This window comes from Pedobacter ginsengisoli (genome assembly GCF_002736205.1).
Classification (GTDB): Bacteria; Bacteroidota; Bacteroidia; order Sphingobacteriales; family Sphingobacteriaceae; genus Pedobacter; species Pedobacter ginsengisoli_A.
On record NZ_CP024091.1, the window covers coordinates 4281635 to 4294329 of the forward strand.

The 12695-nt window shown below is 37.5% G+C and carries 14 protein-coding genes; 3 read left to right on the forward strand and 11 right to left on the reverse strand.

Annotated features, from left to right (window positions below; all coding sequences use genetic code 11):
* The first annotated feature begins 104 nt into the window (after positions 1-104).
* Positions 105-2999 carry a DEAD/DEAH box helicase gene (locus CPT03_RS17690; protein WP_099440074.1) on the forward strand — a complete coding sequence of 965 codons (2895 nt, stop codon included), beginning with the start codon at positions 105-107 and terminating at the stop codon, positions 2997-2999.
* Here the strand turns inward: CPT03_RS17690 and aat are convergent.
* Positions 2996-3628 (reverse strand): leucyl/phenylalanyl-tRNA--protein transferase, encoded by a 633-nt coding sequence (gene aat / locus CPT03_RS17695; protein WP_099440075.1) that lies wholly within the window; start codon positions 3626-3628, stop codon positions 2996-2998. The two genes, CPT03_RS17690 and aat, sit on opposite strands and share 4 nt — an antisense overlap.
* A gap of 68 nt (positions 3629-3696) precedes the next feature.
* On the opposite strand from aat, the gene CPT03_RS17700 reads away from it, so the two are divergent.
* On the forward strand, positions 3697-4065 hold the full coding sequence (locus tag CPT03_RS17700) for a YccF domain-containing protein (RefSeq protein WP_099440076.1): 369 nt from the start codon (positions 3697-3699) through the stop codon (positions 4063-4065).
* Here the strand turns inward: CPT03_RS17700 and CPT03_RS17705 are convergent.
* On the reverse strand, positions 4062-5039 hold the full coding sequence (locus CPT03_RS17705; protein WP_099440077.1) for an App1 family protein: 978 nt from the start codon (positions 5037-5039) through the stop codon (positions 4062-4064). The two genes, CPT03_RS17700 and CPT03_RS17705, sit on opposite strands and share 4 nt — an antisense overlap.
* 54 nt (positions 5040-5093) lie before the next feature.
* Here CPT03_RS17705 and CPT03_RS17710 point away from each other — a divergent pair, with 54 nt between their 5' ends.
* Positions 5094-5969, forward strand: coding sequence for a diacylglycerol/lipid kinase family protein (locus tag CPT03_RS17710; RefSeq protein ID WP_099440078.1), 876 nt, complete (start codon positions 5094-5096; stop codon positions 5967-5969).
* On the opposite strand, the gene CPT03_RS17715 is transcribed toward CPT03_RS17710, so the two are convergent.
* The 9 genes from CPT03_RS17715 to CPT03_RS17755 form a co-directional block, all read right to left on the reverse strand.
* Positions 5966-6526 (reverse strand): TonB family protein, encoded by a 561-nt coding sequence (locus CPT03_RS17715; protein WP_099440079.1) that lies wholly within the window; start codon positions 6524-6526, stop codon positions 5966-5968. The genes CPT03_RS17710 and CPT03_RS17715 overlap by 4 nt on opposite strands.
* Before the next feature lie 106 nt (positions 6527-6632).
* A complete protein-coding gene (gene rbfA / locus CPT03_RS17720; RefSeq protein ID WP_099440080.1) occupies positions 6633-7010 on the reverse strand; it encodes a 30S ribosome-binding factor RbfA in 378 nt (125 codons plus the stop codon).
* 31 nt (positions 7011-7041) lie between these two features.
* Positions 7042-8232, reverse strand: coding sequence for a GTPase HflX (hflX, locus tag CPT03_RS17725; protein ID WP_099440081.1), 1191 nt, complete (start codon positions 8230-8232; stop codon positions 7042-7044).
* 22 nt (positions 8233-8254) lie between these two features.
* The gene (trpC, locus tag CPT03_RS17730; RefSeq protein ID WP_099440082.1) at positions 8255-9046 is read right to left on the reverse strand and encodes an indole-3-glycerol phosphate synthase TrpC; all 792 of its coding nucleotides are present in this window, start codon (positions 9044-9046) and stop codon (positions 8255-8257) included.
* A 2-nt stretch (positions 9047-9048) separates the two neighbouring features.
* On the reverse strand, positions 9049-9621 hold the full coding sequence (locus tag CPT03_RS17735) for an anthranilate synthase component II (protein WP_099441167.1): 573 nt from the start codon (positions 9619-9621) through the stop codon (positions 9049-9051).
* A 19-nt stretch (positions 9622-9640) separates the two neighbouring features.
* Complete coding sequence (locus CPT03_RS17740; RefSeq protein ID WP_099440083.1) at positions 9641-11044, reverse strand: anthranilate synthase component I family protein; 1404 nt, start codon at positions 11042-11044, stop codon at positions 9641-9643.
* Positions 11045-11277: 233 nt separating this feature from the next.
* Positions 11278-11712 (reverse strand): cytochrome B, encoded by a 435-nt coding sequence (locus tag CPT03_RS17745; protein ID WP_099440084.1) that lies wholly within the window; start codon positions 11710-11712, stop codon positions 11278-11280.
* Positions 11713-11796: 84 nt separating this feature from the next.
* Positions 11797-12204 (reverse strand): Dabb family protein, encoded by a 408-nt coding sequence (locus CPT03_RS17750; protein ID WP_099440085.1) that lies wholly within the window; start codon positions 12202-12204, stop codon positions 11797-11799.
* A 26-nt stretch (positions 12205-12230) separates the two neighbouring features.
* A complete protein-coding gene (locus CPT03_RS17755; protein WP_099440086.1) occupies positions 12231-12680 on the reverse strand; it encodes a carboxymuconolactone decarboxylase family protein in 450 nt (149 codons plus the stop codon).
* Positions 12681-12695: the final 15 nt, after the last annotated feature.

Sequence of the window (12695 nt, forward strand, 5' to 3'; positions counted from 1 at the left end):
AAATTTTAGCCATAATATGAGATTCCATTTGAAAAAAACTTCAATTTGATGTATGTTTAAAGATTTTTAAATGCTTACCCTCCGATTGTTTTAATCTTTAGTCAATGTTACGCGTAGATAGTTCCAAACCCTGCAAAATTGTATACTCATTATGTAAACACGCGTATTTTGGATACTTAATTGAACCTCATATGGTTCAATTAAATCCTCAGGGCGACTTTTCACTTACCTATCAGCGCTTATTTTCTCATACCGCTAAAGAGTTTGCGAAACATTTAACAGATAGCGACTTTAAGCTCATTAAGATTCTTGACGAAACGGAGCAAGACTTTATTATAAAGAAATATCATAAGAAAGTGATACGCCCCGGAGAGTTTTTTAGTAAGTTTTTTAATGATAAGTTTTATGAAACCGTTCGCCCAAAAATAGAGAAGAAACTATCTGAAGTTTTAGAAGCGCTTAAACCCGAAGGATCACTATATTTAATGGACAATGATGGTTGGCCAGCCGAACGAAAAATAGATATTGCAACAGAACCTTCAACCGTATTATTCCATTTCAGACGTAACGAGACTGAAACCCGTTATTTCCCAACTATAAAATACCAGGGTTTAAGAATCGATTTTATGTTTAAAGATGCCCAAATTATAAGTAATCAGCCTGCATGGCTATTACTTAATGATATGATCTATTTCTTTGAACAAGATATCGAGGGAAAAAAACTTCTCCCTTTTTTAAATAAGCGATACATAACAATCCCAAAAGCAACTGAAGAAACCTATTTTGAAAAGTTTGTTGCTCCGCTTATAGAAAAATATCATGTTTATGCCGAAGGTTTCGACATAAAAACAGAAAAGCATGACCCAACACCAACACTAAAAGTTATTTATGTAGAGTCTGGTATTTCTCAGCTTCAACTTTATTTTAAATACGGTGAATACGCTTTTGCAATGGGAAATGAAAAGAAAGTAACTGTTCGCCTTGCCAAAGAGGGTAACAACTATGTTTTTACCCGTATAAAAAGAGATACTGCTTTTGAGAAACAAAAATTTGAAACTCTACTAAACCTGGGCTTAAAAAAAACCAGTGCCCTTTTTCACAACCTGGAAGTTGCAGATAATCATGACGATGATCAATCTTATGCCATCATTAATTGGGTAAACGAACATATAGAAAGACTAAAAGAACTTGGTTTTGAAATTGAACAACATAACGGCGCAAAAAAATTCCTGTTTGCCACCAGCAAAATAGATTTTGAAATTAAAGAAGACAATGACTGGTTTGACATAAATGCAATTGTATACTTCGGTATTCATCCCGTGCCCTTTCTATCTCTTAAACAACACATCCTTCATAAAAAGAGAGAGTTTACACTGCCTGATGGCACAATTGCCATTATTCCTGAAAAATGGTTTACACAATATGGCAGTCTTTTTAGCCTGTCAGAAGGAGGCAAATCTCTTCACCTAAAAAAACATCACATAGGCCTCATCAATGAGCTGGCCGAGGATAGCATTGCCAACATAACTTTAAGCCGTAAACTTGAAAGATTAAATGATTTCGAAAACATAGCCGACACCCAAATGCCTGTCCATTTTAAAGGCGACTTACGCAGTTACCAAAAGGCCGGCTACAATTGGTTTAGTTTTTTGCGCGAGTATAATTTTGGCGGATGTTTAGCAGACGATATGGGTTTGGGTAAAACCATACAAACATTAGCCATGTTACAAAAACTTAAAGAAGAAAACGATCAAAATACCATTCATGGAACTTCTTTAATCGTTATGCCAACATCTTTAATCTACAATTGGTTAAATGAAGCAAAAAAATTTACACCTAAGCTCAAAATACATTCACATACGGGAACTACAAGAGACAAAGATGTAAGCATATTTGCCAAGTATGATATTGTTATTACCACTTATGGAATTACCCGTGTAGATATAGACATCCTTAAGGACTTCTATTTTAGCTACATCATATTAGATGAAAGTCAGAATATAAAAAACCCTTCGTCAAAATCATTTAAGGCAGTTAAGACGCTAAAATCTAAACATAGGCTCATTCTGAGTGGTACTCCGGTTGAAAACTCTGTAAGTGATCTTTGGACCCAACTTACCTTTTTAAATCCCGGACTGCTCGGTACACAATCCTTTTTTAACGAAGAATATGTTCAGGCAATTGAGAAAAAGAAGGATGAGGATAAGGCCCGAAAACTACAGGCTATTATAAAACCTTTTGTTTTACGCCGTACAAAAGAACAGGTTGCGGCAGAGCTTCCTTCTAAAACTGAACAAGTATTTTACTGTGATATGAGCGAGGATCAGGCGGCATATTATGAAAAAACGAAATCCGCTTATCGCAACGACCTACTTAGCAGTATGGACGATGGCACTTATGCAAAAAAACAAGTGCAGCTTTTACAAGGTTTAACCGCACTGCGTCAGCTGGCCAATCATCCGGGTATGATAGATGACACTTATACTTCTGATTCAGGAAAGTTTGAAAACGTTGTTCATACGCTTGACAATGTTCTTAAAGGTGGCCATAAGGTTCTTATCTTTTCTCAGTTTGTAAAACACCTCAATATCTTCAGAACTTATTTTGAGAAAGAGAACATTTCCTTTTCTTATCTCGATGGATCAACTAAAAACAGGGGGGAGATAGTTGCTGAATTCCAGAAAAACACAGAGCTAAAGGTCTTCTTAATTTCTATAAAGGCCGGCGGTGTAGGTTTAAATTTAACCCAGGCCGATTATGTATTTATTCTGGACCCATGGTGGAACCCTGCTGTAGAGCAACAGGCAATTGACCGTACACATAGAATAGGACAGGAGAAAAAAGTATTCATCTATAAGTTCATTTCAAAAGATACTGTCGAAGAAAAGATATTGGCACTGCAAAACCGTAAGAAAAGATTGGCAAGCTCCCTAATAACTACTGAAGAAAGCTTCTTCAAATCTTTAAGTAAAGACGACATCAAAGAGATCCTGAACTAACCGTTCAGGAATTCACTGTACTTCTCACGCGAAATCATTTCTGCCCCTAAACTCATCAAATGATCATTGGGCAACTGACAATCTATTAACTTAAATTTATTCGACTGGCACAACCAAATAAGAGCAGCTTTTGATGCATTACTTACCAAGCTAAACATACTCTCTCCGCAAAAAACATCCCCTATCTCAACACCATACAATCCACCTACCAGTACATTATCTTTCCAAACCTCTACACTTTTAGCATAACCGTGTTCATGCAACCTGATATAAGCATCCTGCATTTCTTTGGTAATCCAGGTGCCTGGCTGATCTTTCCTGCCAACTTTTGCACAGTTAATTATTACCTCACTAAATGCCCTGTTAAAGGTGATCACAAAAGTTCCGGATTTAAGCACTTTACCCATACTTTTACTAACCTTTACTTCGGCAGGATATATTACACAGCGTTCATGAGGCGAATACCAGCAAATTGGATCATCATCACTAAACCACGGAAAAATTCCGTTGTGATAAGCCAAAAGCAATCTTTCTACGCTTAAATCTCCACCTACAGCCAACAAGCCATCCGGATCCGCCAATGCCGGGTTAGGAAAAACAATCTCATCTTCAGGTAATCTAAAAACCATTCACAATAATAAAACATTAGCCTTAATGTAACTAATCTTACTATATTTCATCCTAATAAAAACATAACATGAATTTAATAGGCAATATAATCTGGATCATTTTTGGCGGAATATTTATATTTTTTGAATATATAATTGGTGGCCTTATCTTATGCTTAACCATTGTCGGAATCCCATTCGGGATACAATGTTTCAAATTTGCCTTTGTCGGCCTTGCTCCATTTGGCGTTAAAATTACTGACACATCTTCAAACACGGGCTGCCTATCAACCGTAATGAATATCATTTGGTTAATATTTGGAGGCTTATGGATCGCACTTACACACCTATTCTTTGGCATACTGCTATGTATTACCATTGTGGGTATTCCATTTGGCCGTCAGCATTTCAAATTAATGAACCTGGCCTTCTCTCCCTTTGGAAAATCGATCAGTTAACCTTCAATCAATCCTATTTTTTTAGAATGCTCAATGGCATCTATACTATTTTCAAATAAGCATGTATTGATATTTTGCGCCGCAATCCTTTTTAACAATACCCTGGTTGGCGCTTCCATGTCTTTACGGATGTTTCTGATATAAACTGCTGCAATATTTTTAGGATACTTTTCTGCAATAGCTGTATATATCTCCGGATCTTTTTGGGTATTGTCTCCAAAAAAAACAAACTTTTGATTCGGAAAAGCATCCAAAATTCTCATTACCCTCATCAGTTTCCCCTCATGCCCCGTTTTACCTGTTTTAATGAGGTCCCTCAGCTGCTTAATCTGGTTTAGTAAAAAGGCCCCATCCGGCAGTTTATTGTAGCTAAAAATTTCTACCAGATAGTCGTATAAATTCCACTCACTACTAGATACATAAAAAAAAGGATTGGGCTGATCGGCAGTTGTATGTGAAATCGCAAGCGCAGTATAGTGGGTATATATATCCTTAAAAGTTTTTCGCGTCCGTGGGTTTTTAATAAAAAGCTCCCTTAATCTTCTTCTAATAGTTGCCGAATGAGATACCATCACTGTATCGTCAATATCAGAAATAAAGGCAAACTGGGTAATGTGCGGTACAAAAATCTGCCCCATCCCCATCCCTATCATGTTTCCATCCTTATCTAGAGCTTCTATTTTTACGCCATGCCAACCTGCATCTACATTTTTATTTGCCGCCCATTCAAATTTAAAAAAACCATCATACTCCGTTTTATGATATACTTCCTGCTCATTAAAAGTTAGCCGGACCTGTACATGAGGATATGGTTTAAGTACAAATAACTTTAGCAAATGGATAATGTTAACGAACAAATTATTACTAAAACCCTGCATGGTTCTGGCCCTGAACTTAAATACATGGCCATATACAACAAGGTTATGGGTGTGTCCGTATCCATGATATACTTTAACGCTTACAGATTTTTTCATTAATAATTAAAACAGAGCAATACTAAAGTTGTTTGTGATATTAAAGAAAATGTAATGGCCGACAAAACTATTCCAATGAAATTGCTTTTTATTATTAATCCGGGATCTGGGAATGGCGAGATCAATTTCTGCGATGTTATAAGTGACTATTTTGAAACATTAGAGCATACTGCTCAGCTTTACACATTAACATTAAACTGCTCGCTCGACAAAGTCAAAAGCATAATAACCGATTCAAATGCCGACCGGGTTATAGCCGTAGGTGGCGATGGAACAATTAAGCTGGTTGCAGAGTGCTTACTCCAAACAGAAACACCAATGGGCATTATACCTGCGGGGTCTGCAAATGGTATGGCTAAAGAATTAGGGATACCGGTAACCATTAAAGAATCGCTGGATGTGACAGTAAACGGCCAGTCAAAAAAAATACATGCTGTAACTGTAAACAATGAGTTATGCATTCATCTTGCTGATATTGGTTTTAACGCCTACATCGTTAAAAAATTTAATGATCTCCCGCAGCGTGGAATGTGGGGATATACCAAAGCTGCATGGAAAGCACTTTGGAGCCATCATAAAATGGAAGTATTGATTAAGGTAAAAGATAAAACCATTCGTTCAGAAGCTGCAATGGTAGTTATTGCAAATGCAACAATGTACGGCACAGGCGTAAAAATCAATCCAAAAGGGAAACTCGACGATGATTTTTTTGAAGTAATCCTGGTAAAAGAATATTCAGTAATGGAGATTCTAAAACTCAGGTTTACCAATATGGCTTTAAACCCTAAGAATATCGAATCTTTTCAAACAACCAGCCTCAATATCAAAACGAAACATAAGGCACATTTTCAGGTCGATGGAGAATACATGGGCAAGGTAAGCAGAATTGAGGCCAACATAATTCCCGCAGCAATTAATATTATTGTTTAATTACAATATTTCGCAATCTGCTCGTCTGCCAAATCATATCCCATGTTTTTAACAAACATAAAATCTTCACAGGCCCCCTGTTTATCCTTTTGCTTCAGCTTCCTCAACCCATCATTTATCCTCATTTTCATATATTCCTCATCATAGCCAAGGCTCGCCTTTAAAGCTAAAATTCTTTGTTCTTCGTCAGCAGTAAATTTTCCATTAGCCTTGTGTCTGTAAAAATTAAGCACGGCATCCGTCATACCCACATTGGTTTTATAGATTTCTATTGCCTGCTTTATTTCTTTTGGGCTTTTATTTTGGCAATTGGCACCTGACAATTTAAAGTTTATTGGCACCACAACAGATACCGTAGTATCATGATCTTCCGGAACTATCCATTTACCGCTACTTAAACGGATTAATCGCAGTGCTTCATCGTCCAGATCAGTTCCTATGCCTTTTTGAATTTTAGAAAAATACACCTCGCCAGCCTTATTAAGTTTAAAGCTTATGGTAACAGTGCCATCAATACAGTTTTGGAAAGAATACTGAGGATAAATCTTATTATTCACTACAAACGATTCTAGCCCCCCTTTAAAGTTGGCTGAGCCTTAACATTTAGCCCCAATAACAAAAGTAATGCTATGAGAATCTTTAACATATACCAATTTACGTATTTTAATCGGCTTCTTCATCCGTCTCCTTACGGTCCCTTGATATTTTATCAAATAACTTATCCATATGCTCTACATACTCATTGGTATCATCCACAAAGAAGGTAAGCGTAGGAATCACACGAGCCTGATGACGGATGCGTGCACCCAGCTTGTATCTGATCTCACTGGCATGTGAATTTACTTCAGCCACAGATAAGGTTGTATTGCTTGTATTTAAAAAACTTAAATAAACCTTTGCCACCGCCAAATCCGGAGAAACACGGACCTTAGTAATAGTAACCAGTGTATTGGGTAAATATGCAGAGCCTTCGCGCTGAAAAATGGCAGCTAATTCCTCTTGTAACACCCCGGCAAATTTCTGTTGACGTTTACTTTCCATAATTTTTCTCTTTCTTCTTTAACGGCATTAATTAATATAACAATTTATCGTAAGGATAGCGATCTACATGTAAAGCAACAACCTTATCGTATAATAACTGTTTAAATTCCTCTAGATTCTCTTTATGCAGGGCAGATATAAATAATGCAGGAGCATTATGATTTGCCATCCAGCTACGCTTAAAATCATCAAGAGTAAGCACTGCTCTTTCCTCATCCTCATGATCAGGCTCAGGGCTTACATAAGCATCCATTTTGTTAAACACCATAATGGTCTCCTTATCTCTTGCACCCAGATCTTTTAAAGTCTCATTCACCACATTGATCTGATCTTCAAAATTAGGATGCGAAACATCTACAACATGAATTAACACGTCTGCTTCACGAACTTCATCAAGTGTCGATTTAAAACATTCAACCAAATGGTGAGGCAATTTTCTGATAAATCCAACTGTATCTGAAAGTAAAAACGGCAGGTTTTCAATAACCACCTTTCTCACCGTAGTATCCAAGGTTGCGAATAGTTTGTTTTCAGCAAACACTTCAGATTTAGAAAGCATGTTCATAATCGTTGATTTCCCTACGTTGGTATAACCAACAAGAGCAACCCTGATCAGTTGTCCACGGTTCTTTCTTTGCGTTTCGTTTTGTCTGTCAATCTGGGTAAGTCTGGTTTTTAAAAGAGAGATCTTCTCAAGAATCATCCTTCTGTCACTCTCAATCTGCGTCTCACCTGGTCCTCTCATACCAATACCACCTTTTTGGCGCTCCAAGTGAGTCCACAAGCGGGTAAGTCTGGGTAGCAGGTATTGCAACTGAGCCAGTTCCACCTGCGTTTTAGCCTGTGCAGTTTGTGCCCTGCCGGCAAAAATATCAAGGATCAGGTTACTACGGTCCAATATTTTAACCTGCAGTTCCCGTTCAATGTTTCTTAGTTGTGATGGCGAAAGTTCATCATCAAAAACAACCATATCTATCTCTTCAGACTTTACGTAAGCCTGTATTTCTTCCAATTTCCCTGTCCCTACAAAAGTTGCACGGTCAGGTTTAAGCATCTTCTGCGTAAATTCATGTTCCACAATCCCCCCTGCCGTATCTACCAGAAAAGCAAGCTCATCCAGGTACTCCCTGGTTTCCTCTGGCTTTTCACCAGGCCTGATTACTCCTACAAGTACTGCCCGTTCCGGCTTCACCGCCGTGTCGTAATATTTCTGTTTTCCCATGTAAAATACAAAGATACAAAAGTTATACCGAGATCAATTCACTGACAAACTCTCTGATTGCAAGTCCCGGATTCTCAGTTTTCATGAAATTTTCGCCAATTAAAAAGCCATTAAATCCTGCATGTTTCAATAGTTTAATTGTATTTGTGTCACTAATAGCACTTTCAGATATCTTCATAAAATCAGCAGGAATCTGATCAGCAAGATCAAAAGAAGTCTGAATATTTACTGTAAAATCAGCAAGATTTCTGTTATTAACACCTATTGCATCAAGGTCTTTGCAAATGCTCCTTTCCAGTTCTTCTTGATTATGAACTTCCAACAGCACATTAAGGCCTAAACCCTTAGCCCTTCCCGCTAAAGTAGCAATTTCCTTAGGGGTAAGTATAGCCGCAATCAATAAAATGATATCAGCACCCCATGCCTTCGCCTCAAAAACCTGGTACTCATCAATCATAAAATCTTTTCTCAGAATAGGAATATTGTTCGAAGCCCTGGCTTCCAGCAAATCCTGCTGATGACCGCCAAAGAAATCTGTATCCGTTAGCACAGACAATGCTGAAGCGCCTGCTGAAGCATAAGCTGTAGTGACATCAGTAACTGTAACTTTGTCATTAATAACTCCTTTAGATGGAGACTGGCGCTTAAACTCAGCAATAATACCCGTGCGGTCTGCCGCCAATAAAAACTCTTTAAAAGAATATGGATTGCGTTCAAAGTGCAGTGCACTCTCCAGCTGTTTAACAGAAACATTCTGCTTAGCCAAAGCCACCTCTTCCTTCTTTCTCAGTACAATTTTATCTAAAATATTCATATTTAACTTTCTAACCAGTTCTGCATCATTTGTTTTCCATACTCTGTAAGTACACTTTCCGGATGGAATTGTACACCACGCACATCAAGTGTTTTATGTCTTAAAGCCATAATCTCTCCCGTATCATCACTTGCTGTAACAACAAAACAATCAGGCAGCCCATTGTTACTCACAACCCATGAGTGGTAGCGGCCAACTTTAATTACATCAGGGCAGTATTTAAATAAAAGTTCACCTTTATCCAGCACTGTAATCGGCGTTGCAATTCCATGCATTGGCCGTCCTAAATTCAACAAACTTCCCCCAAATGCTTCAGCAATAGCCTGCTGACCCAGGCAAACACCAAAAATACTCTTGGTAGGTGCGTAGGTTTTAATTACATCAAGTAATAAGCCGGCCTCTTCAGGTATCCCCGGTCCTGGCGAAAGTAAAATCTTATCATACTGCTCAACATCAGCCAGCTCAAATTTATCATTCCTCCACACTTCAACATCCCTGCCTAATTCATTTACTAAATGCACCAGGTTATAGGTAAACGAATCGTAATTATCTATAACCAAAACTTTCTTTTGCATGATCTTATTATTCTCCATCTTAAATTTGCGTAGCCATTTCAATTGCCCTGCGCAAAGCAGCAATTTTATTATTTACTTCATTTAGTTCATTTTCAGGAACGGAGTCGGCAACAATACCGGCACCTGCTCTATAATGGAGCAGATTATTCTTGCTCATAAATGTCCTGATCATGATGCAATGATTAAACTCATCATTAAAACCCATGTACCCAAGTGCTCCTGCATAAAAGTTTCTTCCAAGGCCTTCATTCTCATCAATTAACTGCATAGCCCTGTACTTAGGGGCCCCACTTAATGTTCCTGCCGGATAAGTATCGGCCACAACCTTAAATGCAGATACATTTTCCTGCAGGTTGCCACTCACTTTAGAAACCAGGTGGATCAGATGAGAATAGTATTGAACTTCTTTAAAAGATTTAACCTGAACACCGCTGCAATGCCTGCTAAGGTCATTTCTTGCCAAATCTACCAACATAACATGCTCAGCACTTTCTTTAGGGTCCTCTTCCAGTTTCTTTGCTTGTTCGGCATCCTCTACATCATTTCCTGTGCGTTTAAATGTACCTGCAATAGGAAAAATATTGGCTTCATTATTCTTTATTGTAATTTGAGCTTCGGGCGATGAGCCAAAAAGCTTAAAGCTTCCGTAGTCAAAATAAAAAAGATACGGCGATGGATTTATAGATCTTAAACACCTGTAAACATTAAATTCATCCCCTAAAAAAGCCTGATTGTATGCCCTTGATGGAACAATCTGAAAAACATCTCCGCGCAATATATGCTTCTTAAGTTTATCAACCATGTTCATGAAGTCCTCATTTGTCAGGTTAGAATTTTCTTCACCATTGGTTTTAAAACTATATTCAGGATAATTTTTATTCTGAATAATATATTCCATCTTTTCCAGGTCCTCATTGTCATCACCATTAAATCTGTTTTTAAACAGTGTGATCTCATTACGAAAATGATCAATAGCGATAATATACCTGTAAATATGATACTGCATTGTTGGGATCTCTTCGTCCCGCGGAGTTTCTGCAGAAAAAGAAATGTCTTCAAAATGCTGCACGGCACTCCATGTAAAATACCCAAATAACCCACTCGAAATATGCCTGTTTCCATCAATTACATCCGGTGTAAAAGCAGCTTTAAAGCTATCTATTTCTTCGGTTAGCACAAACTCGGTTTTCTCCTCTTTCCGCCCATCAGGAAAGTAAGAAGAAAGCACACCATCCTGCAGAATAATACCTGCAACAGGTTCGGCGCACACATAACTCATAGAGTTCTCCCGGCTATGGTAGTCCGAGCTTTCCAATAAAATTGTATTTGGGAATACATCTCTCAGTCTCAGGTAAATACTTACCGGAGTAGTGGTATCTGCAAGTCTCTTTTTATAAGTTGTATTAATGGTATAATTATTCATAATAACATTTTTTTCAATTCATTTATTCAAATTGCCGGATCATAAAAAAACCCGGCGTGTGGTTACGTCGGGTTTTACAATGTGGTTTGGTTTAGGTTGATAAACTATAAGGTACACAAGGTTACGACGAAACTCTTTTCAAAGTTACCACGCCATTGCCAAGTATGTATATTGTTAATCATGTGCAACAAAAATATAAATAAATCTTACTAAACAAAATTAAATTGTGAAATTTATGAAACTCCAAAAAAACTACGGCTAGGATCTACCATAGTCATCTGAATAATTGATGCTACAATTACTATTAAAGCCAATCCAAAATAAAGCGCTATGGTACGGTGTTTAACCGACGGGTCATCCCCTCTTTTCGATCTTGCGTTACCTACAGTCACTAAAATAGCTGCAAAAATCATCATCCCAATATGCTCCATTTTCCAATATCTGATCCCTGCTTCAACCAGTGGGCTCACAAAATACAACACCAGGCCAAATAAAATTTGGGTATGCACAAAAATTAAAGTAAACACATTAAGTTTTCTATTTCCTTCTGTATAAGGTTTTTTGCCAAGCCATCCTGCAATTGCAGTTATTATTGCCAATACCAATAAAATCAAGACAAGATAACGCCAGCCTGAGTGTGCGCTCTTTAAAATGTGATAAAAATTCATAACAGTTTTTCTTTCAAACTTAAGTAATTACTTTATGCTTTATGTAATAGCCAATTACTAATTGATATTTAAAATGATTCTATTTTAAGCCTCAACTGCATCATACACGATCACTTTCTCCCATAAATGGCTATGGTTTTTTATAAATTCAAGGTGTATTGGATGTGTTTGATAGGTTGCCTGACCTTCCAGATCACTAAAAAACATTAGTTCAGATACTCCCCAGCTACTATCAATAACATCACGTTGTTCAGTGCTGGCCACAACACCTACGTGTAATTCTTTTACAGTCGGGATCTTTGAAAGTGCTTTCACACCAGCAACCAATTTATCACGATCTTCTTTTGAATCTGGATTTTTCAACCAGAAAAACACATGGTGTACCACCGGGTAATTTTTTTTCATACTTGATAACGGCATAGCGGTTGCAGCTGTCCCCACTGCAAGAGCTGCAGCAGTTCCAATAAATTTTCTTCTGTTAGACTTGTTCATAATGCATAAATCTATGAAAAAAAATATTACTTCACTTCATATGTTCCTGCTATTGTTCCAAAAGACTTAACCAGCCTGTTCCATGAATTAATCTGGGCAACTGCTAATGAAAGATTTGCAATTTCAGCATTAGAAAAATACTTTTTAAGCTCATCATGCAGATCATCTGATTCATTCTCTTCCTTAAGTTTAGTTAATCTTTCAGCAAAAGCCAATACAGCCCTTTCTTTAGGTGTATAATAGTTCGTCTCTCTCCAAACGGATAAAGAGATCAACCTCTGTAACGTTTCTCCCTTGTGTACCGCTTCTTTCGAGTGCATATCTAAACAATATGCGCAGCCATTGATCTGTGAAACTCTTGTGTCTAATAATTCAATTAACAACGGATCAATTCCGGAATTACGGATATGATCCTGTACCTGTCTCATTGCTTTAAATAATCCTTCAGGGATTTCATTCTGATTAATTCGTAACATAAAATATTCTTTTCT

Excerpts from the sequence above, each read along its gene's own strand:
- CPT03_RS17690 (WP_099440074.1), top strand. The coding sequence starts at position 105 with ATGTTACGCGTAGATAGTTCCAAACCCTGCAAAATTGTATACTCATTA.
- aat (WP_099440075.1), bottom strand. The coding sequence starts at position 3,628 with ATGGTTTTTAGATTACCTGAAGATGAGATTGTTTTTCCTAACCCGGCA.
- CPT03_RS17700 (WP_099440076.1), top strand. The coding sequence starts at position 3,697 with ATGAATTTAATAGGCAATATAATCTGGATCATTTTTGGCGGAATATTT.
- CPT03_RS17705 (WP_099440077.1), bottom strand. The coding sequence starts at position 5,039 with ATGAAAAAATCTGTAAGCGTTAAAGTATATCATGGATACGGACACACC.
- CPT03_RS17710 (WP_099440078.1), top strand. The coding sequence starts at position 5,094 with ATGGCCGACAAAACTATTCCAATGAAATTGCTTTTTATTATTAATCCG.
- rbfA (WP_099440080.1), bottom strand. The coding sequence starts at position 7,010 with ATGGAAAGTAAACGTCAACAGAAATTTGCCGGGGTGTTACAAGAGGAA.
- hflX (WP_099440081.1), bottom strand. The coding sequence starts at position 8,232 with ATGGGAAAACAGAAATATTACGACACGGCGGTGAAGCCGGAACGGGCA.
- trpC (WP_099440082.1), bottom strand. The coding sequence starts at position 9,046 with ATGAATATTTTAGATAAAATTGTACTGAGAAAGAAGGAAGAGGTGGCT.
- CPT03_RS17735 (WP_099441167.1), bottom strand. The coding sequence starts at position 9,621 with ATGCAAAAGAAAGTTTTGGTTATAGATAATTACGATTCGTTTACCTAT.
- CPT03_RS17740 (WP_099440083.1), bottom strand. The coding sequence starts at position 11,044 with ATGAATAATTATACCATTAATACAACTTATAAAAAGAGACTTGCAGAT.
- CPT03_RS17745 (WP_099440084.1), bottom strand. The coding sequence starts at position 11,712 with ATGAATTTTTATCACATTTTAAAGAGCGCACACTCAGGCTGGCGTTAT.
- CPT03_RS17750 (WP_099440085.1), bottom strand. The coding sequence starts at position 12,204 with ATGAACAAGTCTAACAGAAGAAAATTTATTGGAACTGCTGCAGCTCTT.
- CPT03_RS17755 (WP_099440086.1), bottom strand. The coding sequence starts at position 12,680 with ATGTTACGAATTAATCAGAATGAAATCCCTGAAGGATTATTTAAAGCA.